General features: G+C 72.5%; 18 protein-coding genes and 2 pseudogenes. 17 read left to right on the forward strand and 3 right to left on the reverse strand.

All coding sequences use genetic code 11. The features are described 5' to 3' along the window. Positions 1-70: 70 nt before the first annotated feature. The gene (locus KME66_RS28005) at positions 71-1897 is read right to left on the reverse strand and encodes a glycoside hydrolase family 15 protein (protein ID WP_101927997.1); all 1827 of its coding nucleotides are present in this window, start codon (positions 1895-1897) and stop codon (positions 71-73) included. Positions 1898-2314: 417 nt separating this feature from the next. Between KME66_RS28005 and KME66_RS28010 the strand changes: the two genes are divergently transcribed. The 13 genes and pseudogenes from KME66_RS28010 (at position 2315) to KME66_RS28070 (ending at position 16123) form a co-directional block, all read left to right on the forward strand. After that, positions 2315-3982 carry a CTP synthase gene (locus tag KME66_RS28010; protein ID WP_073221706.1) on the forward strand — a complete coding sequence of 556 codons (1668 nt, stop codon included), beginning with the start codon at positions 2315-2317 and terminating at the stop codon, positions 3980-3982. Between the two features lie 87 nt (positions 3983-4069). Further along, positions 4070-4696, forward strand: coding sequence for an NUDIX hydrolase (locus KME66_RS28015; protein WP_216327268.1), 627 nt, complete (start codon positions 4070-4072; stop codon positions 4694-4696). Between the two features lie 240 nt (positions 4697-4936). Further along, positions 4937-7069, forward strand: coding sequence for an ATP-binding protein (locus KME66_RS28020; RefSeq protein ID WP_216327270.1), 2133 nt, complete (start codon positions 4937-4939; stop codon positions 7067-7069). Between the two features lie 143 nt (positions 7070-7212). Next, on the forward strand, positions 7213-8328 hold the full coding sequence (gene ald, locus KME66_RS28025) for an alanine dehydrogenase (RefSeq protein ID WP_073222601.1): 1116 nt from the start codon (positions 7213-7215) through the stop codon (positions 8326-8328). Between the two features lie 368 nt (positions 8329-8696). Then, the gene (locus KME66_RS28030) at positions 8697-9815 is read left to right on the forward strand and encodes a ParA family protein (protein WP_073221727.1); all 1119 of its coding nucleotides are present in this window, start codon (positions 8697-8699) and stop codon (positions 9813-9815) included. Continuing rightward, positions 9812-10362, forward strand: a pseudogene (locus tag KME66_RS28035) (hypothetical protein). Before KME66_RS28030 ends, KME66_RS28035 begins: the two are co-directional and overlap by 4 nt. A gap of 77 nt (positions 10363-10439) precedes the next feature. Beyond that, entirely contained in the window at positions 10440-11558 is a 1119-nt protein-coding gene (locus KME66_RS28040) for a segregation/condensation protein A (protein ID WP_216327272.1), read from the forward strand. After that, the gene (gene scpB, locus KME66_RS28045) at positions 11555-12220 is read left to right on the forward strand and encodes an SMC-Scp complex subunit ScpB (RefSeq protein WP_073221738.1); all 666 of its coding nucleotides are present in this window, start codon (positions 11555-11557) and stop codon (positions 12218-12220) included. Before KME66_RS28040 ends, scpB begins: the two co-directional genes overlap by 4 nt. After that, positions 12220-13481 (forward strand): annotated as a pseudogene (locus KME66_RS28050) (pseudouridine synthase). The gene scpB and the pseudogene KME66_RS28050 overlap by 1 nt, the downstream one beginning before the upstream one ends. Positions 13482-13604: 123 nt before the next feature. Further along, a complete protein-coding gene (locus tag KME66_RS28055; RefSeq protein WP_216327277.1) occupies positions 13605-13835 on the forward strand; it encodes a hypothetical protein in 231 nt (76 codons plus the stop codon). Next, on the forward strand, positions 13832-14596 hold the full coding sequence (locus KME66_RS28060) for an NUDIX domain-containing protein (RefSeq protein ID WP_216327279.1): 765 nt from the start codon (positions 13832-13834) through the stop codon (positions 14594-14596). The genes KME66_RS28055 and KME66_RS28060 overlap by 4 nt, the downstream gene beginning before the upstream one ends. Beyond that, positions 14593-15618, forward strand: coding sequence for an ADP-ribosylglycohydrolase family protein (locus KME66_RS28065; protein WP_216327284.1), 1026 nt, complete (start codon positions 14593-14595; stop codon positions 15616-15618). The genes KME66_RS28060 and KME66_RS28065 overlap by 4 nt, the downstream gene beginning before the upstream one ends. 61 nt (positions 15619-15679) lie before the next feature. After that, the gene (locus KME66_RS28070) at positions 15680-16123 is read left to right on the forward strand and encodes an SRPBCC family protein (RefSeq protein WP_073222603.1); all 444 of its coding nucleotides are present in this window, start codon (positions 15680-15682) and stop codon (positions 16121-16123) included. Here KME66_RS28070 and KME66_RS28075 read toward each other — a convergent pair. Beyond that, positions 16089-16862 carry a nucleotidyltransferase domain-containing protein gene (locus tag KME66_RS28075; RefSeq protein WP_216327287.1) on the reverse strand — a complete coding sequence of 258 codons (774 nt, stop codon included), beginning with the start codon at positions 16860-16862 and terminating at the stop codon, positions 16089-16091. The genes KME66_RS28070 and KME66_RS28075 overlap by 35 nt on opposite strands. A 54-nt stretch (positions 16863-16916) precedes the next feature. Continuing rightward, positions 16917-17342 (reverse strand): Rieske (2Fe-2S) protein, encoded by a 426-nt coding sequence (locus tag KME66_RS28080; RefSeq protein ID WP_216327298.1) that lies wholly within the window; start codon positions 17340-17342, stop codon positions 16917-16919. A gap of 252 nt (positions 17343-17594) precedes the next feature. On the opposite strand from KME66_RS28080, the gene aroH reads away from it, so the two are divergent. From aroH to KME66_RS28100, 4 genes are all read left to right on the forward strand, one after another. Then, entirely contained in the window at positions 17595-17957 is a 363-nt protein-coding gene (gene aroH, locus KME66_RS28085) for a chorismate mutase (protein ID WP_032788239.1), read from the forward strand. After that, positions 17954-19039 (forward strand): prephenate dehydrogenase, encoded by a 1086-nt coding sequence (locus tag KME66_RS28090; RefSeq protein WP_216327301.1) that lies wholly within the window; start codon positions 17954-17956, stop codon positions 19037-19039. Before aroH ends, KME66_RS28090 begins: the two co-directional genes overlap by 4 nt. A 153-nt stretch (positions 19040-19192) precedes the next feature. Then, complete coding sequence (gene cmk, locus KME66_RS28095) at positions 19193-19888, forward strand: (d)CMP kinase (RefSeq protein WP_216327319.1); 696 nt, start codon at positions 19193-19195, stop codon at positions 19886-19888. Continuing rightward, positions 19885-20541, forward strand: a complete 657-nt coding sequence (locus tag KME66_RS28100; protein ID WP_216327323.1) for a 1-acyl-sn-glycerol-3-phosphate acyltransferase — start codon at positions 19885-19887, stop codon at positions 20539-20541. Before cmk ends, KME66_RS28100 begins: the two co-directional genes overlap by 4 nt. Positions 20542-20593: the final 52 nt, after the last annotated feature.

The raw sequence follows: 20593 nt of genomic DNA on the forward strand, positions 1-20593 counted from the left end.
CTGTTCAGGACGCTACCGCCCGGGGCACGGGGCGCGCATCGCAGGGGAGGCCCGGATTCCGTGTGCGGGCTCAGCCCACGTACGCGCCGCTCGCCGTCAGCCGCAGGGCCGTGTCGATCAGCGGGACGTGGCTGAACGCCTGGGGGAAGTTCCCCACCTGGCGCTGGAGGTTCGAGTCCCACTCCTCGGCCAGCAGGCCCAGGTCGTTGCGGAGCGACAGCAGCTTCTCGAACAACTGGCGCGCCTCGTCGACCCGGCCGATCATCGCGAGGTCGTCCGCCATCCAGAACGAGCAGGCCAGGAACGCGCCCTCGTCGCCCTCCAGACCGTCGACCCCCGCGTCCTCGCCCTCGGTGGGGTAACGCAGGATGAAGCCGTCCTCCGTGGACAGCTCCCGCTGGATCGCCTCGATGGTGCCGATGACCCGCTTGTCGTCCGGCGGCAGGAAGCCCATCTGCGGGATGAGCAGCAAGGAGGCGTCCAGCTCCTTCGACCCGTAGGACTGGGTGAAGGTGTTGCGCTCCTTGTCGTAGCCCCGCTCGCAGACGTCCCGGTGGATGTCGTCGCGGAGCTCGTACCACCGCTCCAGCGGACCGTCCGCGTCCCCGGACTCGATCAGCTTGATCGTCCGGTCGACCGCGACCCACGCCATCACCTTCGAGTGCACGAAGTGGCGGCGCGGCCCGCGCACCTCCCAGATGCCCTCGTCGGGCTCCTCCCAGTGCTTCTCCAGATACTCGATCAGCTTGAGCTGGAGGCCCATGGCGTAGTCGTTGCGGGTCAGCCCCGTCATGTGCGCCAGGTGCAGTGCCTCGGTGACCTCGCCGTACACGTCCAGCTGGAGCTGGTTGGCGGCGCCGTTGCCGACGCGGACCGGGGTGGAGTTCTCGTAACCGGGCAGCCAGTCCAGCTCCGCCTCGCCGAGCTCGCGCTCACCGGCGATGCCGTACATGATCTGGAGGTTCTCCGGGTCGCCCGCCACCGCCCGCAGCAGCCACTCACGCCATGCCCGGGCCTCTTCCCGGTAGCCGGTGCGCAGCAGCGAGGAGAGGGTGATCGCGGCGTCCCGCAGCCAGGTGTAGCGGTAGTCCCAGTTCCGTACGCCCCCGATCTCCTCGGGAAGCGAGGTCGTCGGGGCGGCGACGATGCCGCCGGTCGGCGCGTACGTGAGGGCCTTGAGCGTGATCAGGGAGCGGACGACCGCCTCCCGGTAGGGCCCGTGGTACGTGCACTGCTCGACCCATTCGCGCCAGAAGTTCTCCGTAGCCTCCAGCGAGTTCTCCGGCTCGGGAAGGGCGGGCGGCTCGTGGTGCGAGGGCTGCCAGCTGATCGTGAAGGCCACCCGGTCGCCGGGGCCCACCGTGAAGTCGGAGTACGTGGTCAGATTCTGGCCATACGTTTCCGCTTCGGTGTCCAGCCAGACCGAGTCCGGTCCGGCGACGGCGACCGTACGGTTGTCGACCTTGTGCACCCACGGCGTCACCCGGCCGTAGCTGAAGCGCATCCGCAGTTCCGAGCGCATCGGCACCCGGCCGCTGACACCTTCCACGATCCGGATGAGCTGGGGGGCACCGTCACGCGGGGGCATGAAATCGGTCACCCGTACGGTGCCGCGCGGTGTGTCCCACTCCGATTCCAGGATGAGGGAGTCGCCGCGGTAGCTCCGACGGTCGGCGTTGGCTGGTTCCGTTCCTTCCGCTCTTGCGGGCCCCAGGCGCCAGAAGCCGTGCTCCTCGGTGCCCAGCAGCCCCGCGAAGACGGCGTGTGAGTCGAAGCGGGGGAGGCACAGCCAGTCCGCTGTGCCGTCCCGGCAGACCAGGGCGGCGGTCTGCATGTCTCCGATGAGTGCGTAATCCTCGATGCGCCCGGCCACGTGCGTCTCCAGTCGAACGGCCATGTCGCCCTGTCAAAGGGCGCTTACTGCGGGTCAAGGGGGTCGTAGGGTCTTTCACCCGGGAAGATCCGACGAGTTCCTGTACCGGTGGGCGGCCTGGGTGGTGCCGCCGCCCGGCCGTCTCGGCAGCGAGTGTTTGAGCAGGATACGACGCACCGCGAAGATCCGCGCGACGGTGCCCGGAAGATCTCTGAGCTGATCGGGTGGGACGTGAATTGACTGGGGTGATGGTGTGACGCCCTTGTGCAGGGTGTGGCCGGAAGCAGCCTCCCGCCGTCGCTGTTACCCTGGTAGCCCGTGGACGGTGGTCGTCTCTGACAGCGGACGAGGCCCCCGAACCGCAGCGTCGGCGCCCCCGGAATCCCCGGTTCGGCTGCTGTACGCACCTCAGAATCGCGACCACGGGAGCCCCCTTTGGCCATGCAGCCCACATCCACGACGACCAAGCACATCTTCGTCACCGGGGGTGTCGCCTCCTCCCTCGGCAAGGGTCTGACTGCCTCCAGCCTGGGTGCCCTGCTCAAGGCGCGTGGCCTGCGGGTCACCATGCAGAAGCTCGACCCCTACCTCAACGTCGACCCCGGCACGATGAACCCGTTCCAGCACGGTGAGGTGTTCGTCACCAACGACGGCGCCGAGACCGACCTGGACATCGGCCACTACGAGCGTTTCCTCGACGTCGACCTCGACGGCTCCGCCAACGTCACGACCGGCCAGGTCTACTCCCAGGTCATCGCCAAGGAGCGGCGCGGTGAGTACCTCGGCGACACCGTCCAGGTCATCCCGCACATCACCAACGAGATCAAGCACCGCATCCGCCGGATGGCCACCGACGACGTGGACGTCGTCATCACCGAGGTCGGCGGCACGGTCGGCGACATCGAGTCGCTGCCGTTCCTGGAGACCGTCCGTCAGGTCCGCCACGAGGTCGGCCGGGACAACGTCTTCGTCGTGCACATCTCGCTGCTGCCCTACATCGGCCCCTCCGGCGAGCTGAAGACCAAGCCCACCCAGCACTCGGTCGCCGCCCTGCGCAACATCGGTATCCAGCCCGACGCCATCGTGCTGCGCGCCGACCGCGAGGTCCCCACCGCCATCAAGCGCAAGATCTCGCTGATGTGCGACGTCGACGAGGCCGCCGTGGTCGCCGCGATCGACGCCAAGTCGATCTACGACATCCCCAAGGTGCTGCACACCGAGGGCCTGGACGCCTACGTCGTGCGCAAGCTCGACCTGCCCTTCCGCGACGTCGACTGGACCACCTGGGACGACCTGCTGGACCGGGTCCACAACCCCGACCACGAGGTCACCGTCGCCCTGGTCGGCAAGTACATCGACCTGCCCGACGCCTACCTCTCGGTCACCGAGGCGATCCGCGCCGGCGGCTTCGCCAACAAGGCCCGGGTCAAGGTCAAGTGGGTCACCTCCGACGACTGCCGCACCCCCGCCGGAGCGGCCGAGCACCTCGGCGACGTGGACGCGATCTGCATCCCCGGCGGCTTCGGCGAGCGCGGCGTCGACGGCAAGGTCGGCGCCATCCGCTACGCCCGTGAGCACCAGGTCCCGCTGCTCGGCCTCTGCCTGGGCCTCCAGTGCATCGTGATCGAGGCGGCGCGCAACCTCGCCGAGATCCCCGACGCCAACTCCACCGAGTTCGACGCCGCCACCTCGCACCCCGTCATCTCGACGATGGAGGAGCAGCTCGCCTACGTCGAGGGCGCGGGCGACCTCGGCGGCACCATGCGGCTCGGCCTCTACCCGGCCAAGCTCGCCGAGGGCTCCCTGGTGCGCGAGGCCTACGCGGGTGAGCCCTACGTCGAGGAGCGCCACCGCCACCGCTACGAGGTCAACAACGGCTACCGCGCCGAACTGGAGAAGAAGGCCGGACTCGTCTTCTCCGGCACCTCCCCGGACAACAAGCTCGTCGAGTACGTCGAGTACCCGCGCGAGGTCCACCCCTACCTGGTCGCCACCCAGGCGCACCCGGAGCTGCGCTCGCGCCCGACCCGCCCGCACCCGCTCTTCGCGGGCCTGGTGAAGGCCGCCGTCGCACGCCAGGTCGCCGCCGCGCAGGGCACGGACGCGTAACACCGAGGCATTACGGTTGACCGGGGTACGGATCCGCAACGGATCGGTACCCCGGTTTCCTTTTGGTTCGTGGGAGGACGTAGGCACATGGGTATCCAGGACACGCCCGAGGAGTGGCAGGTCACCGCGACGGTGACCCCCTTCACCGGCAAGAAGACCAGCGTCCGCACCGACCAGGTGGTGATGCCCGACGGTTCCGTCCACGGCCGTGACTACCAGGTCCACCCGGGCTCCGTCGCCGTCCTCGCGATCGACGACGAGGACCGGGTCATCGTGCTGCGCCAGTACCGCCACCCGGTACGTCACCGGCTCTGGGAGATCCCGGCCGGACTGCTCGACATCCCCGGCGAGAACCCCCTGCACGCCGCACAGCGCGAGCTGTACGAGGAGGCGCACGTCAAGGCCGAGGACTGGCGGGTGCTGACCGACGTCTACACCACGCCCGGCGGCTGCGACGAGGCCGTGCGGATCTTCCTGGCCCGGGACCTCTCCGAGGCGGAGGGCGAGCGGTACGCGGTCGCCGAGGAGGAGGCCGACATGGAGCAGGCCCGGGTGCCGCTGGACGAGCTCGTCCGCTCGGTCATCGCGGGGGACCTGCACAACAACTGTCTGGTCGTCGGGGTGCTCGCGCTCACCGCCGTGCGCGCGGGCGACGGTGTCGAGGCGCTGCGCCCCGCCGAAGCGCCGTGGCCGGCCCGGCCCTTCGAGGTCTGACGTGCCGTCCGGTGCCGGTGCCGGTGCCGGTCCCGGCCCCGGTTTGTCGCGCGAGCCGAAAAAGTGAAGAAGTGAAGAGCTGAAGAAAGTGTGAGCGGGTCAGATGCTGATCCGATCGGGGGATATCCGGTTCGGTCCTGCCCCGCTCCGCAGTGATCGTCCCCGCCGCTGAACTACGCTCGAACCGCGCCCGACCGGAGTTCCGGCGGGTATCGCGCGCAGCGAAGTGGAGCGTGGCTCGTGACCGATCAGGCGGTGGACACCAGCGGCCCGGCGAAGGCCTCGGGGGCCGAGGGGCCGTCCGGTGCCGCCCCACCCCGATTCTTCGGCCGCGAACGGGAGTTGAAGGATCTGCGGGCGGACATCGAACGGGCGGGACTGGACACCCTGGCCGGTCGCAAGGCCCCCCGCGCCCGGGTCCTGCTCATCGCGGGCCGCCCCGGCTCAGGCCGCAGCGCGCTCGCCGAGGAGCTGGCCGGGGCACTCACCGGAACCGACGCCGCCGGGGCCGCCCGGGCCGCCACGGGCACGCTGCCCTGGGCCGTCGCGGGCACGGGCCGCGGCGACTACCCCGACGGGGTGCTCCGGGTCGGCCTCACCGCCCCCGACGGCGAACGTGTCCCCACCGAGCGCACCGCCGGTGAGATCCTCGGCCTCCTCGGGGTCGCGGTCCCGCCCGGGGCCGACCAGGACGAGCTGTCCGAACGGGTCCGCGAGGTGCTGGCCGGGCGCCGCCTCGTCCTGGTCCTCGACGACGCGGCCGACGCCGAACAGGTCGACCCGCTGCTTCCGGACGATCCCGACTGCCTGGTCCTGGCGACCGCGACCGGGCCGCTGACCGGCATCCCCGACGTACGGCCCTGCACCCTCGGCGGACTGGAGAAGGGCGCGGCGGTGCGGCTGCTGGCCCGCGCCATCGGCGAGGTCCGCATCACCGTCGACCCCCGGACCGCGGAGCGGCTGGCCGAGGAGTGCGGGGGGCAGCCCGCGGCACTCGCCCTGGTGGGAGGTCTGCTCGCCGCCCACCCCATGGTCTCGGTCGCCGATGTCGCGGGGCAGCTGCGGGAGCTGCCCGACCCCGACGAGCAGCAGCCCGTCGGCGCCCGCCCGCTGGCCCGCGCCTTCCGGCTCGTCCACGACTCCCTGCCGCAGACCGCCGCCCGGATACTGCGTCTGCTGGCCCTCGCCCCGGCCGGACTCGCCGACGCCCACACCGCCTCCGCGCTGGCCGGCTGCTCGGTCTCCGCCGCCCGTGCCACCCTCGACGACTTCGTGAAGCTCGGGCTGCTGCGGACGGACGGCGCGGCCCACCCCCAGTACGCGGTGCCCGGCTGCCTCGCCCCGTTGCTGCGGGCGCTCCTGGAGGACCGGGACCGCCCGGCCGAGATCCAGCTCGCCCGCGCCCGGATGCTGGAGCGGACCGTGCGCCGGCTCCAGGCCTGCCGTGCGATCGCCGAGCCGGAGGGGTCCACCGCCCACGGCAGGCTCGTCGGACTGCCCCGCTCCCTGCGCTTCCCGAACGCCGAGGAGGCGGGCGCCTGGCTGCGGGTCCGCCGCCCCGCTCTGCTGGCCTCGGCCCGGCTCGCCGTGGCCGACGGCGAGCTGGACACCCTGGCCCGTCGCCTGATCGCCTCCCTGGTGCGGGCGCTGGCCGCCCACCGGGGGACGGAGGAGGCAGCCCCCGACCTGTACGGGCTGCACGGTCTCGTCCTGGACGTGGCGCTCCGCCGCGAGCTGCCCCGCGAACAGGCGGCCGCCCTGCTCAACCTCGCCGACCTGGACGCCCGCACCGGCCGCACCCGGGAGGCGCTGACCCGCTACCGGGCCGCGCTGGACGCCGGGAAAGCGGCGAAGGACCTGTACGCCACCGGCCGCGCCATGGAATCCGTAGGCGGCGCGTACGAGGAGCTGGGGGACTACCACCGGGCCGCCGACTGGTACGGCCGGGCGCTCTCCCAGCGCCTCACCCAGGGGGAGCGGGCCGACGAGGCCCGCCTCTACGGACGGCTCGGGGCGGTCCACACCTACGCCGGGCGCTACGGCGAGGCCCTGCGGAACTGGCGCGCCGCCGCCTTCGGCCACCGCAGGCTCGCAGACCAGGCCGCCCAGGCGCGCGCCCTCAGCGAGGCGGCGCGGGTCCAGGAGTACGCGGGCCGGCCGCACGACTCGCTGCACACCTGCCGGGAGGCCGTCGAGCTGGCCCGGCGCGCCGGTGACGTGCGGCTTCAGGCCGCGCTCCAGCTGCGGCTGGCGGACACGCTGGACCGGCTCGGCGATCCGGCTGCGGCCCGGTTGCACCGGGGCGCAGCCGACAGATTGCTGGGCGAGGAGGCCTCAGCCTGCGAAATCCGTAGTGCTTCGACAGAAAATTAAAGCTTTGTAAGGCTAGACAGCGCGAAGTCCTTCATTAGACTGGCTCTGCCGTGTTCCTCCACGGCGTCTCCATCTATGCTGTAAATGTCCGGGTGTGCACCGTTGTGCCCGGATGACCCTCCGAGCCAAGGACCGTGATCGACGTGAAGGTCGGCATCCCCCGCGAAGTCAAGAACAACGAGTTCCGGGTGGCGATCACCCCCGCCGGAGTGCATGAGCTCGTCCGCCACGGCCACCAGGTCGTCATCGAGCACGACGCCGGCGTCGGCTCGTCCATCCCCGACGCGGAGTACGTCGCCGCCGGTGCGCAGATCCTGGCCACCGCGGACGAGGTGTGGGCCGCCGCCGATCTGCTGCTCAAGGTCAAGGAGCCGGTCGCCGAGGAGTACCACCGCCTCCGCAAGGACCAGACGCTCTTCACCTACCTGCACCTCGCCGCCTCCCGCGAGTGCACCGACGCGCTGCTGGCCTCCGGCACCACCGCCATCGCGTACGAGACCGTCGAGACCGCCAACCGCGCTCTCCCGCTGCTCGCCCCGATGTCCGAGGTCGCGGGCCGCCTCGCCCCGCAGGTCGGCGCGTACCACCTGATGCGCTCGGTCGGCGGCCGTGGCGTGCTGCCCGGCGGCGTCCCCGGCACCCACGCCGGCAGGGCCGTCGTCATCGGCGGCGGCGTCTCCGGCTGGAACGCCACCCAGATCGCCGTGGGCCTCGGCTTCCACGTCACCCTGCTCGACCGTGACATCAACAAGCTCCGCGAGGCCGACAAGATCTTCGGCACCAAGGTGCAGACCGTCGTCTCCAACGCCTTCGAGCTGGAGAAGGCCGTCATCGAGGCCGACCTCGTCATCGGCGCCGTGCTGATCCCCGGAGCCAAGGCCCCCAAGCTCGTCACCAACGAGCTCGTCGCCAAGATGAAGCCCGGAAGTGTCCTTGTCGACATCGCGATCGACCAGGGCGGCTGCTTCGAGGACTCGCGTCCCACGACCCACGCGGAGCCGACCTTCCCGGTCCACGACTCGGTCTTCTACTGCGTCGCCAACATGCCCGGCGCGGTCCCGAACACCTCCACCTACGCGCTCACCAACGCGACGCTTCCCTACATCGTGGAGCTCGCCAACCGTGGCTGGGCCGAGGCCCTGCGCCGCGACGCCGCTCTGGCCAAGGGGCTCAACACCCATGAGGGACAGGTGGTTTACCGCGAGGTGGCCGAGGCGCACGGTCTCCCGCACGTCGAGCTGAGCACGCTCCTCGGCTGACGGGTCAACCGCATCCGTCAACATCGGCACCCCGGCCGGACCTTGCCACGCGAGGTCCGGCCGGACGCGTGCCGGGCCGCGTGAGGCCCTTGCGCAACTCGCGCCGAACATAACCCTTTACCCGTTTCGTACGGCGGTGAAATGTGCGGCTTGGTCGCTGTGCACCCTTGACAGCGAGGTGTTCGATTGCCGACACATCGGGCCGGGTCCGGCGGATTGTGTTGCTGCGGACCGGTGACACGCCATAGAGTCGCCAATCGTCGGCATGGTGCCACGCTGACCTATCGATAAGTTTCCTGGTCACGCCCAAGGAGGTAAGACGACTTGTGAATGAGTCGACAATTACTCCTGGGGGTGGTCAACCAGGGATGCCTGCACGGGGTCTGAGCCCGACCGGGCTCGAAGCTGTCGGCTCCGTCGCGGTCCGCACCTTCGCCACCCAACAGCACATGACGACAGCCCCCCAGATGATGGACGGCCCAAACGTGAACGCCACGGCCGGCAACGAGAGCAGCCGGGACACCGACCGCTTCGCCGACTTCGCCGAGGTGCCCGAGGGGCACTTCTACGACCCCGACGCCGAGTACGAACCCGATCCGGAGTACGCGGCCACCCTCGCGCCCGACGCCGCGCGCCAGCGCCGCGAGCGCATCGGCCCGACCGGACGGCCCCTGCCGTACTTCCCGATCCCGGGTCCCCTGACGGACCACGGCCCCGCGAAGATCATCGCGATGTGCAACCAGAAGGGCGGCGTCGGCAAGACCACGTCGACCATCAACCTGGGCGCCGCACTCGCGGAGTACGGACGCCGGGTCCTGCTCGTCGACTTCGACCCGCAGGGCGCGCTCTCCGTCGGCCTCGGGGTCAACCCCATGGAGCTGGACCTCACCGTCTACAACCTGCTCATGGAGCGGGGCATGGCGGCCGACGACGTCCTGCTCAAGACGGCGGTCCCCAACATGGACCTGCTCCCCAGCAACATCGACCTCTCCGCGGCCGAGGTGCAGCTCGTCAGCGAGGTGGCCCGTGAGTCCACGCTCCAGCGCGCCTTGAAGCCGCTGATGGCCGACTACGACTACATCGTGATCGACTGTCAGCCCTCCCTCGGCCTGCTCACCGTGAACGCCCTGACGGCCGCTCACAAGGTCATAGTGCCGCTGGAGTGCGAGTTCTTCGCGCTGCGCGGGGTGGCGCTGCTCACCGAGACCATCGAGAAGGTCCAGGAGCGGCTCAACCCGGAGCTGGAGCTCGACGGCATCCTCGCCACCATGTACGACTCCCGCACGGTGCACAGCCGCGAGGTCCTGGCGCGCGTCGTCGAGGCCTTCGACGAGCACGTCTACCACACGGTCATCGGGCGCACGGTCCGCTTCCCGGAGACCACGGTCGCCGGCGAGCCCATCACCACGTACGCCTCCAACTCGGTCGGCGCCGCCGCCTACCGCCAGCTCGCCAGGGAGGTGCTCGCCCGGTGTCACGCCGAGTGAGTCTGCCCGGGGCCGACGAACTGTTCCGTACCACCGGAGGCGGGATGGGCCTCCAGCCGTCCTCCCCCGCGGAGCGCCGGCGCAAGGCGAACGGCGAGCCGCGGGTGCCCGCGCCCGCCGGCGAGAGCGACCCCTCCGGCCAGGCCGGGCCGTCCGCCGACCGCGAGGAGCACACCGCGGCCGACGCCGACGGCGGCGACTCGCGCGGCCGCGGCGGCGAGGGCGAGCGCGCCCCGTCCGCGAAGGCCGCCGGTGAGCGGCCCGCCGCCGAGCAGCCCCGGCGGTCCAGCCCCAGCGCAGGCGCGGCGGCGCACGCGGCGCGAACCGCCGCCCCAGCGGCCGGGAGCGCCACGACGAGAAGATCACGGTCTACGTCTCCGCCGAGGAGCTGATGGACCTCGAACACGCCCGGCTCGTCCTGCGCGGCGAACACGGCCTGGCCGTGGACCGCGGCCGCATCGTCCGCGAGGCGGTGGCGGTGGTCCTCGCGGACCTGGAGTCCCGGGGCGACGCGAGCATCCTCGTACGGCGGCTGCGCGGCCGCTGAGCGGCACGGCGCGGGTAGCCTGCCCCGCAGGACCCGACGACCGTCGGCATCCGCCGCCGCTCCACCCCTGGACCCCCATGCCGACGCCCGACGACCCCGCCGCCCCGCGCCGCCGCGCCCTGGGGCGGGGCCCGGGCGTGGCGGCGTTCCCGGAGCCGGAGCCGGACTCTGTACCTGAGCCGGAGCCTGTACCGGAGCCGGAGCGCGTTCCCGTAGCGGTGGCGGTCGGTCCGGATCCCGTACCGGAACCGGAGCCCGCGCCCGGTGCGTGGCCCGCCGCGGCCGGGCCGCAGCCCGAGCCCGGGGCGGGGCCGAAAGCTGCGGGACCGGAGGCGGCCGGACCGGAAGCGGTCGCGCCGGAGGCGGCTCCGGAGACGGGCGACAAGCGGTTCACCGTCCGCCTCGTGAACTTCGAGGGCCCCTTCGACCTTCTCCTCCAGCTGATCTCCAAGCACAAGCTGGACGTGACCGAGGTCGCCCTGTCCAAGGTCACCGACGAGTTCATGGCGTACATCCGCGCGATGGGCCCCGACGGGGACCTCGACCAGACCACCGAGTTCCTCGTCGTCGCCGCCACCCTCCTCGACCTGAAGGCCGCCCGGCTGCTGCCCGCCGCCGAGGTCGAGGACGAGGCCGACCTGGCGCTGCTGGAGGCGCGGGACCTGCTCTTCGCGCGGCTGCTCCAGTACCGCGCGTACAAGCGGATCGCGGAGATCTTCCAGGGCCGCCTGACGTCGGAGGCCCGCCGCCACCCGCGTACGGTCGGCCTGGAGGACCAGTACGCCGAGCTGCTGCCCGAGGTGGTCATCAGCATCGGGCCCGAGGGCTTCGCGAAGCTCGCGGTGAAGGCGATGCAGCCGAAGCCGAAGCCCCAGGTGTACGTGGACCACATCCACGCCCCCCTGGTCAGCGTCCGGGAGCAGGCGGGCCTGGTGGTGGAGCGGCTGCGGGCGGCCGGGGAGGCGGTCAGCTTCAGGACGCTGACCGAGGACGCGCCGGACATCCTGACCGTGGTGGCCCGGTTCCTGGCCCTCCTGGAGCTGTACCGCGAGAAGGCCGTCACCCTCGACCAGGACGAGGCGCTCGGCGACCTGCTGGTGGCCTGGTGCGGCGGGGAGGGTGCGGAGCCCGTGGTGACGGACGAGTTCGACCAGGAGCTGAACGGCGGCACGGACGAGGAGGGCGTACGGGAATGAGCGAGCAGCCCGCACAGGACGGCGGAGCGCACGACGGGAGCGCGGTCGCCTCCCTCGACCTCAAGCCCGCCCTGGAGGCGGTCCTCATGGTCGTCGACGAGCCCGCCACCGTCGACCACCTCGCCAAGGTGCTCCAGCGGCCCCGCAGGGCCGTGGCGGACGCGCTGCGGGAGCTGGCCGACGAATACACCGTGCAGCGCCGGGGTTTCGACCTGCGGCTCGTCGCGGGCGGCTGGCGTTTCTTCACCCGGCCCGAGTACGCGGCGGCCGTGGAGGGCTTCGTCCTGGACGGCCAGCACGCCCGGCTCACCCAGGCCGCGCTGGAGACCCTGGCGGTCGTCGCGTACCGGCAGCCGGTGAGCCGCTCGCGGGTCTCCGCGGTGCGCGGAGTGAACTGCGACGGGGTCATGCGGACCCTCCTCCAGAGGGGGCTGGTGGCCGAGGCGGGCGCGGAACCCGAAACAGGTGCGATCCTGTACAGGACGACGAACTACTTTCTGGAGCGCATGGGCCTGCGAGGCCTGGACGAGCTCCCGGAGCTCGCGCCCTTCCTCCCGGAGGCGGACGCGATCGAGGCTGAGACGCTAGAGGGTGTGCCGTCGTTCGATCCGGACGCACCGGACACCCCGGATACTCACGCAGACGACAAGACGGAATTTTGATGCGAAGCAGTGGCAGGAACAGCGGAAGCGGCGGCGGCCGGAGCGGTGGCCAGGGCGGACGCCCCGGCGGCCAGGGCGGCGGCGGACGTGGCCAGGGCGGCGGCGGCTCCTTCCGCCAGGGCCAGGCCGGCGGCCAGGGCGGACGCTCCGGCGGCCAGGGCGGCGGGCGCGGCGGCAGCGGCCAGGGCGGTCGTTCCGGCAGCCAGGGCGGCCGTCAGGGCTTCCAGGGCGGACGCGACGAGCAGCAGGGCCAGCGACCCCGCCGCCCCCGCCCGGAGGAGCGCCGCTACGACGTCGGCAACGACGCCCCGGCGCCCGGGGCGGCCAGGACGGTCCCCGCAAGGGCCGGGGCGCGGCGGCCCGCGGCGGCGCCAAGGGCGGCCCGAAGTCCGCGCAGGGCGGTGGCGCCGGCGGCTTCCGGCGCGGCGGCAGTCCCGCGCGCCCCCGTGAGCTCGACGCCAAGATCGAGCAGCGCAACCGCGACCGGTACGCGAACAAGCCCGACATCAAGCTCCCCAAGACCCACCCGGGCGCCGAGCAGGAGGGCGAGCGGCTGCAGAAGGTCCTCGCCCGGGCCGGCATGGGCTCGCGCCGCGCGTGCGAGGAGCTGATCGAGCAGGCCCGCGTCGAGGTCAACGGCGAGATCGTCGTCGAGCAGGGCATGCGCGTCGACGTGCACAAGGACGAGATCAAGGTCGACGGGCTCACCGTCGCCGCCCAGTCGTATCTCTTCTTCGCGCTGAACAAGCCCGCCGGGGTCGTCTCCTCGATGGAGGACCCGGACGGCCGCCAGTGCCTCGGCGACTACGTGACCAACCGCGAGACGCGGCTCTTCCACGTCGGCCGGCTCGACACCGAGACCGAGGGCATCATCATGCTCACCAACCACGGTGAGCTGGCCCACCGCCTCACGCACCCGAAGTACGGCGTGAAGAAGACCTACCTGGCCGCCATCCAGGGCCCGCTGCCGCGCGACCTGGGCAAGCGGCTCAAGGACGGCATCCAGCTGGAGGACGGGTACGCCCGCGCCGACCACTTCCGCGTCGTCGAGAACACCGGCAAGAACTACCTGGTCGAGGTCACCCTCCACGAGGGCCGCAAGCACATCGTGCGCCGGATGCTGGCCGAGGCCGGCTTCCCGGTCGAGCGGCTCGTGCGGACGTCCTTCGGGCCGATCCCGCTGGGCGACCAGAAGTCCGGCTGGCTGCGCCGCCTCACCAACACCGAGGTCGGCATGCTGATGCGCGAGGTCGGTCTCTAGCAGCGCGCTCCCAGGGCCCGCGGCCGTTTCTGTTCAGCTTCCCGAACGGAAACGGCCGCGGGCCTTTTGCTGTCCCCGCCCATCTTTTATAGTCGGAATGACTATTAAAGAGGGGGTGGGCCCGTGAGCCTCGTGGACGTACTCGACCCCCCGCACCGGCCCCTGGCGGCGGACCCGGGCGCCCCGGCCGTCCGGACCGAGGTGCCCGGGTCCGGTGCCGCCGCGCGTCCGGACCCCGTCGGGTACCGAGCCTTCCTGCGGGCGCCCGCAGGAGCAGCCCTCGGTCATGTCCTCATCGACGGACTCCCGGACACCGGCCGGGACGCCGCCGCACCCCTCCCGGAGGAGCGATGATCACCCCCGCCCCCGAGGGCTACGACCCGCACGCCTTCGCCCCGTTCGCGGTCACCGTCGACCTCGCCGTCTTCACCGTCCGTGCCGCACGGCTGCACGTGCTGCTCGTCGAACGCGGCCAGGAACCCTTCCGAGGGCGGTGGGCGCTGCCCGGCGGGTTCCTGCTGCCCCGCGAGTCCGCGGGCGACGCCGCCCGCCGCGAGCTGGCCGAGGAGACCGGCCTCGGCCCGGACACGGTCGGCGCCCTCCACCTCGAACAGCTGCGGACCTACACCGCCCCGGACCGCGACCCGAGGATGCGGGTCGTCTCCGTCGCGTACGCCGCCCTCCTGCCGGACCTGCCCGAACCGCGCGGCGGCGGCGACGCGGCGAGCGCCCGGTGGTGGGACGCGGAAGCCGCCGGGCCCCTCGCCTTCGACCACGACACGATCCTCACGGACGCCCGCGACCGGATCGGCGCCAAGCTCGAATACAGCTGCCTGGCCACCGCGTTCTGCCCCGCCGAGTTCACCCTCGGCGAGCTCCAACAGGTCTACGAGACCGTCTGGGGCGTCGAGCTGGACCGCCCCAACTTCCGGCGCAAGGTGCTGGGGGCGCCGGGCTTCGTCCGGCCGGTCGGCGGCCCGCCGCGCCGCACCGGAGGCCGGGGCAAACCCGCCGCCCTCTACCGGGCGGGCGACGCCACCGCCCTGCACCCGCCGCTCCTGCGCCCGCCGCGCGCCGACGCCTCCCCCTCCGCAACGGAAGGACACGACCGATGACCCTCGCCATCCCGCCCCTGACCAAGCAGGCCGCGACCGGCGTCCTGACCGGGCTCGCCCTCGGCGACGCGCTCGGCTTCCCCACCGAGTTCAACGACGTGCCCTCCATCCTCGCCAAGTTCGGCCCCTGGCGGCACATCCCCCTCCTGGAGCCCGCCGTCGTCTCCGACGACACCCAGATGACGATCGCGCTGGGCCGGGGCATCCGCACCGCCATGGACAGCGGACTGCTCACCCCCGAACGGCTGGTGGGCCCGGTCGGCGCCGAGTTCATCGCCTGGTACCACGCGCCGGACAACAACCGCGCTCCCGGCAACACCTGCCTCACCGCCTGCCGGCTGCTCGAACACACCCGGATCTGGCAGGAGGCCAGCCAGACGCACTCCAAGGGCTGCGGGGCGAACATGCGGGTCGCCCCCGTCGGCCTGGTCCCCGGCCTCAGCACGGAGCAGCGGGCCGGCGCCGCCCAGCTCCAGGCCGCCCTCACCCACGGCCACCCCACCGCCCTGGCCGCCTCCGACCTGCTGGCCCGCGCGGTGTTCCTGCTCGCCCAGGGCGCCGAACCCCTCGGCCTGATCGGTCAGCTGCGCAGTTACGCCTGCGACAACCGGGGCCGCTACCACACCCGCTGGCTCGGCGACCTCTGGCGCCACGCGGGCGACGCCACCCCGCAGGCGTACATCCAGCGCGGCTGGGACGAGTGCCTGGCGGCCCTGGAGACCGTCCGGGACGCCCTGCGCGACCCGTCGCCGGAGACCGACCCCTGCGAGCGGACCGGCGACGGCTGGATCGCCGAGGAGGCCCTCGCCACCGCACTGCACTGCTTCCTGCTCTTCCCCGAGGAGCCCGTCACCGCCCTGCGCCGGGCCGCCTGCACCCGGGGCGACTCCGACTCCATCGCCTGCCTGACCGGAGCGCTGGCCGGGGCCCACCTGGGCGCCGCGGCCTGGCCCAAGGAGTGGGCCGAGCGCATCGAGTACCGCAGCGACCTGCTGTCCCTCGCGGCACTCTGGGACGCCTGAGCGGCGGGCGAGGGGGTACGAGAGGGCGAACCCGTTCCCGTACGAAGGTCTGGTGGTACCCGTGTCCTCCTCGCTCGTCGAGACCGTCGACATCAAGGCCCCGGTGGCCGTCACCTGGTCCCTGTGGAGCGACGTCACCCAGTGGCCGCGGTTCCTGAGCCATGTGCGGCGCGTCGATCCGATCGACGAGCGGCGCTTCGCCTGGCAGCTGTCGCTGCCCGGTGCGGACAAGAACTTCGTCGCCGAACTCACCGAGGTCGTCCCCGAGGACCGCATCGCCTGGAAGACGGTCGAAGGGGTCCATCACGCGGGTGTGGTCACCTTCCACCGGCTCGACGACACGTCGAGCCGCGTCACCCTCCAGATCGAGTACGACCCCCAGGGCTTCGTCGAGCGCCTCGGGGCGCTGACCAACCTCGACTCCACCCTGGCCAACTACGACCTGGGCGAGTTCCAGAAGCTCGCCGAGCTCACGGCCGGCGCGGGCGGTCCCCGGACGCTCTGAGCCCGCCGGAGGCCCTGGGGGGCGTCGTGCCGGCCGGGCCGGGCTCAGCCCGCGCGGCCGAGGCCCGCCGGGTCCGGACGAGGAAGTCCTCCACGGCCGCCCGGTCCGGCTCCGCCGGGAGCGGGGACCGGGCCGCCGCCTCGTCGTTCTCCTCGCCCAGCCGGTCCATCCGGTGCTCCACCTCCGCCCAGGACACCTCGCCCCGCTTCACCGCCAGGAGCTCCTGACGGGCCTCGCCGACGTCGATGCGCAGCTCACCCGTACGCAGCAGGTCCCGGCTGCTCGCCAGCAGCCGCAGCAGATGCATCGCGTGCTTCCAGCGCGGCGCGCCGTGCACCCGGACGTCCGCCTCCAGCTTCCTGCGCTGGCCCAGCGCGTACCGGACGAACGTGCCGTGCGCCCGACGGGACAGGAACGCCCGGCGCAGCGCCCGCAGCTCCCGGCCGGTGTCGTCCTCGTACTCCACCAGCGGGGAGTGCAGGCACTCCAGCACGTTCGGGTTGGCCCGGAGCGCCAGCTCGCAGAAGCGTTCCAGCTCCCAGGAGAACTGCTCCGGCGCGGGCCCTTCGACATGCGTCGGCGGCTTCTCGAACCGCCAGAACAGCTCGGTCGGCGCGAGGAAGACACCACGCCGGTCCGTGTCGCTGTCCTCGGTGGCGAGTCCGAACGCACGCGAGCCCACCACGCAGGCGTAGACGGTGTGGTCGCGTACGAGCGCCTCGTCGGTGGCGGTGATCATGGCCGCGAGCGTACGGGGGAGCGGGCCGCGGCGCCCCCGGATTTCGGGTCCGCCTCAGCCCAGCCGGATCGCCCCGTCCGAGACGCTGATCTGCTCGGCGGGCAGCGGCCGGGGCGCCGGGCCGGCCTCGACCGCTGCGTCCGTGATGCTGTACCTGCTGCCGTGGCACGGGCAGTTGATGGTGCCGTCGCTCACCGTCGAGACGAGACAGCTCGCATGCGTGCAGACGGCGGAGAACGCCTTGAAGTCGCCCTCCGTCGGCTGGGTCACCACGATCTTGCGCTCCTTGAAGACGGTGCCGCCGCCGACCGGGATGTCCTTTGTCCGGGCCAGCTCCGCTCCGCCCGTGGCGTCCCCCGGCGCGCTCGGAGCCGGGCTCGCGTCCTCGCCGCCGCCCCCGTCCGAGGATCCGCAGCCGGTGGCCAGGGCGGCGGCGCCCGCCGCACCCGCGGCCAGCACCGTCCTTCTCCGTGCGTTCATGAGGGGTCTCTCCTTCGGTGACGGTGATGGGGGCCATCGTGGCGGCGGCGGGCCGCCGGGCGAAGCAACCGGGCGGACCATGCCCCCGACCGGGTGGCGGGACGTGCCGGGGCGGCCGCCGTCCGCCCGTCTCACGGACGGAACACCGTGACCGGCTCCGCCGCTGTCGATCTAGGCTGAGGAGAGCTACGGGCCGCGCCGGAGGGCGCCCGGCCCAGGCACCGGAGAGCAGCGAGGAACGAGGAGAACGACGTGGCGGTACGAGCGGTCCGGGGAGCCGTCCAGCTGGAGCGGGACGAGGCCGGGCACATGGGCGAGCGGGTCGGCGAACTGCTGACCGCCGTCCTGGAACGCAACGAGCTCGTCGCCGACGACCTGATCAGCATCTGGTTCACCGCCACCCCGGACCTGCGCAGCGACTTCCCGGCCGCCGCCGCGCGCGGCCTCGGAATCGTCGACGTACCCCTGATCTGCGCCCAGGAGCTGGACATCGACGGGGCGATGCCCCGCGTGGTCCGTATCCTCGTGCACGTCGAGACCTACCTCTCGCGTGCCGAGATCAGCCACGTCTACCTCGGCGCCACCGCCGCCCTGCGCAAGGACATCGCCCAGTGAGAACCGCCCTCGTCATCGGAACCGGGCTCGTCGGCACCTCCGCCGCCCTCGCGCTGGCGGGCCGGGGCATCCATGTGCACCTCGCCGACCACGACCCCGAGTCGGCCCGCACCGCCGCCGCGCTGGGCGCGGGGACCGAGGAGCCGCCCGCCGGCCCGGTCGACCTCGTGGTCGTCGCCGTGCCGCCGGCGCACACCGCCGCCGTCCTCGCCGCCGCCATGCGCGACGGGGCGGCCCGCGGCTACCTGGACGTCGCCAGCGTCAAGGGCGGCCCGCGCCGCGAGCTGGAGGCGCTCGGCCTCGACCTCACGCCGTACATCGGCACGCATCCGATGGCGGGCAAGGAGCGGTCCGGTCCGCTGGCCGCCACCGCCGACCTCTTCGAGGGGCGCCCCTGGGTCCTGACCCCGACCCGGGACACCGACACCGAGGTGCTCAACCTCGCGCTGGAGCTGGTCGCCCTGTGCCGGGCCGTTCCCGTCGTCATGGACGCCGACGCCCACGACCGGGCCGTCGCCCTCGTCTCGCACACCCCGCAGCTGATCTCCTCGATGGTCGCCGCCCGGCTGGAGGAGGCCGACGAGACCGCCGTACGCCTGTGCGGCCAAGGCATCCGCGACGTCACCCGGATCGCCGCCTCCGACCCCCGGATGTGGGTGGAGATCCTCTCCGCCAACCCCGGCCCGGTCGCCGACGTCCTCGCCGGGGTCGCCGCCGACCTGGAGGAGACCGTGGCCGCGCTGCGCGGACTCGGCTCGGCCGACGCGGACCGGCGGAGCGCGGGCACCCACGCCATCGAGGACGTTCTGCGGCGCGGCAACGCCGGCCGCGTCCGGGTCCCCGGCAAGCACGGCGCCGCCCCCACCGCGTACGAGACCGTCGCCGTCCTCATCGGGGACAAGCCGGGCGAGCTGGCGGCGATCTTCGCCGACGCCGGCCGGGCCGGGGTCAACATCGAGGACGTCCGCATCGAGCACGCCACCGGCCAGCAGGCGGGCCTCGTCCAGATCATGGTCGAGCCCAGCGCCGCCCCGGTCCTCGGCGCGGCCCTCCAGGAACGGGGCTGGTCCATCCGCGGCTGAGCCCGCCACCCGCACGGCGCCCGCCACCCGCACGGGCCCACTGCCGGTACCGGGCCCGCCACCCGTACGGGGTACATGGGCGCCTCCGGCACTCGGTAACCTGGTACGAGGCCGTTCCCTGGCCCGTCCGTCCCCACCCCGTGTACCAGGAAGGTGTCCACCACCGTGGAAACCGCACGCTCCTCCGTGATCGTCGCCATCGACGGGCCCTCGGGCACCGGCAAGTCGAGCACCTCCAAGGCCGTCGCCGCCGCGCTCGGCCTGAGCTACCTGGACACGGGCGCGCAGTACCGGGCCATCACCTGGTGGATGCTGACCAACGGCATCGACGTGAGCAACCCGGAGGAGATCGCCACCGCCGCCGCCAAGCCCGTGATCGTCTCCGGCACCGACCCCGCCGCCCCGACGATCACCGTCGACGGCGAGGACGCCTCGGGCCCGATCCGGACCCAGGAGGTCACCTCCAACGTCAGCGCCGTCAGCGCGGTCCCCGAGGTGCGCACGCTCATCACCGCGCTCCAGCGCTCCATCGCCGCGGCCGCCGCCGGCGGCATCGTCGTGGAGGGCCGGGACATCGGCACCACCGTGCTGCCCGACGCCGACCTCAAGATCTTCCTCACCGCCTCCCCGGAGGCCCGCGCCGCCCGCCGCAGCGGCGAGGTCAAGGGATCCGACCTGACCGCCACGCGGGAGGCCCTGATCAAGCGGGACGCCGCCGACTCCGGCCGCAAGGCCTCCCCGCTCGCCAAGGCGGACGACGCCGTCGAGGTGGACACCACCGAGCTGACCCTCCAGCAGGTCATCGAGTGCGTCGTCACCCTCGTCGAGGGGAAGCGGGTCGCCGCGTGAGCGATGCCACCGGCGCACCCACGCTGCGCGGAGCGGCCATCGGGCGCACCATCGGCATCGGCCTGATGTACGGGCTGTGGAAGCCCCGGGTCCTCGGCGCCTGGCGGGTGCCCGCCGCCGGACCCGTCATCCTCGCGGTGAACCACTCCCACAACATCGACGGACCGATGCTGATGGGCACCGCACCCCGCCCGGTGCACTTCCTGATCAAGAAGGAGGCGTTCGTCGGCCCCCTCGACCCCTTCCTGCACGGCATCGGGCAGATCGAGGTGGACCGCCGGGTCGTCGACCGCACCGCGATCAGCCACGCCCTCGGCGTGCTGGCGGACGGCGGCGCCCTCGGGATCTTCCCGGAGGGCACCCGGGGCGAAGGGGACTTCGCCTCGCTGCGGGCCGGACTCGCCTATTTCGCGGTACGGGGCGGGGCACCGATCGTCCCCGTGGCGGTCCTGGGAAGCACCGAGCGCCGCGGACGGTTGATACGGGGGCTGCCCCCGCTGCGCAGCCGGGTCGACGTCGTCTTCGGCGACGCTTTCGACGCGAGCGGCGGCGACGGGCGGCGTACGCGCAAGGCGCTGGACGAGGCGACCCTGCGGATCCAGGCGAAGCTGACCGCCCACCTGGACAGTGCCAAGCGCCTCACCGGGCGATAGGCCAGACTTGAGTAGTGGACCGCGCTGATCGCGGTCCATCGATGATGATGCA

Source organism: Streptomyces sp. YPW6 (genome assembly GCF_018866325.1).
Classification (GTDB): Bacteria; Actinomycetota; Actinomycetes; order Streptomycetales; family Streptomycetaceae; genus Streptomyces.

Coding starts and splice junctions, on each gene's coding strand:
- KME66_RS28005 (WP_101927997.1), bottom strand. CDS start 1,897: ATGGCCGTTCGACTGGAGACGCACGTGGCCGGGCGCATCGAGGATTAC.
- KME66_RS28060 (WP_216327279.1), top strand. CDS start 13,832: ATGATCACCCCCGCCCCCGAGGGCTACGACCCGCACGCCTTCGCCCCG.
- KME66_RS28080 (WP_216327298.1), bottom strand. CDS start 17,342: ATGAACGCACGGAGAAGGACGGTGCTGGCCGCGGGTGCGGCGGGCGCC.
- KME66_RS28015 (WP_216327268.1), top strand. CDS start 4,070: ATGGGTATCCAGGACACGCCCGAGGAGTGGCAGGTCACCGCGACGGTG.
- KME66_RS28040 (WP_216327272.1), top strand. CDS start 10,440: ATGCCGACGCCCGACGACCCCGCCGCCCCGCGCCGCCGCGCCCTGGGG.
- KME66_RS28030 (WP_073221727.1), top strand. CDS start 8,697: ATGCCTGCACGGGGTCTGAGCCCGACCGGGCTCGAAGCTGTCGGCTCC.
- KME66_RS28075 (WP_216327287.1), bottom strand. CDS start 16,862: ATGATCACCGCCACCGACGAGGCGCTCGTACGCGACCACACCGTCTAC.
- KME66_RS28065 (WP_216327284.1), top strand. CDS start 14,593: ATGACCCTCGCCATCCCGCCCCTGACCAAGCAGGCCGCGACCGGCGTC.
- scpB (WP_073221738.1), top strand. CDS start 11,555: ATGAGCGAGCAGCCCGCACAGGACGGCGGAGCGCACGACGGGAGCGCG.
- KME66_RS28010 (WP_073221706.1), top strand. CDS start 2,315: ATGCAGCCCACATCCACGACGACCAAGCACATCTTCGTCACCGGGGGT.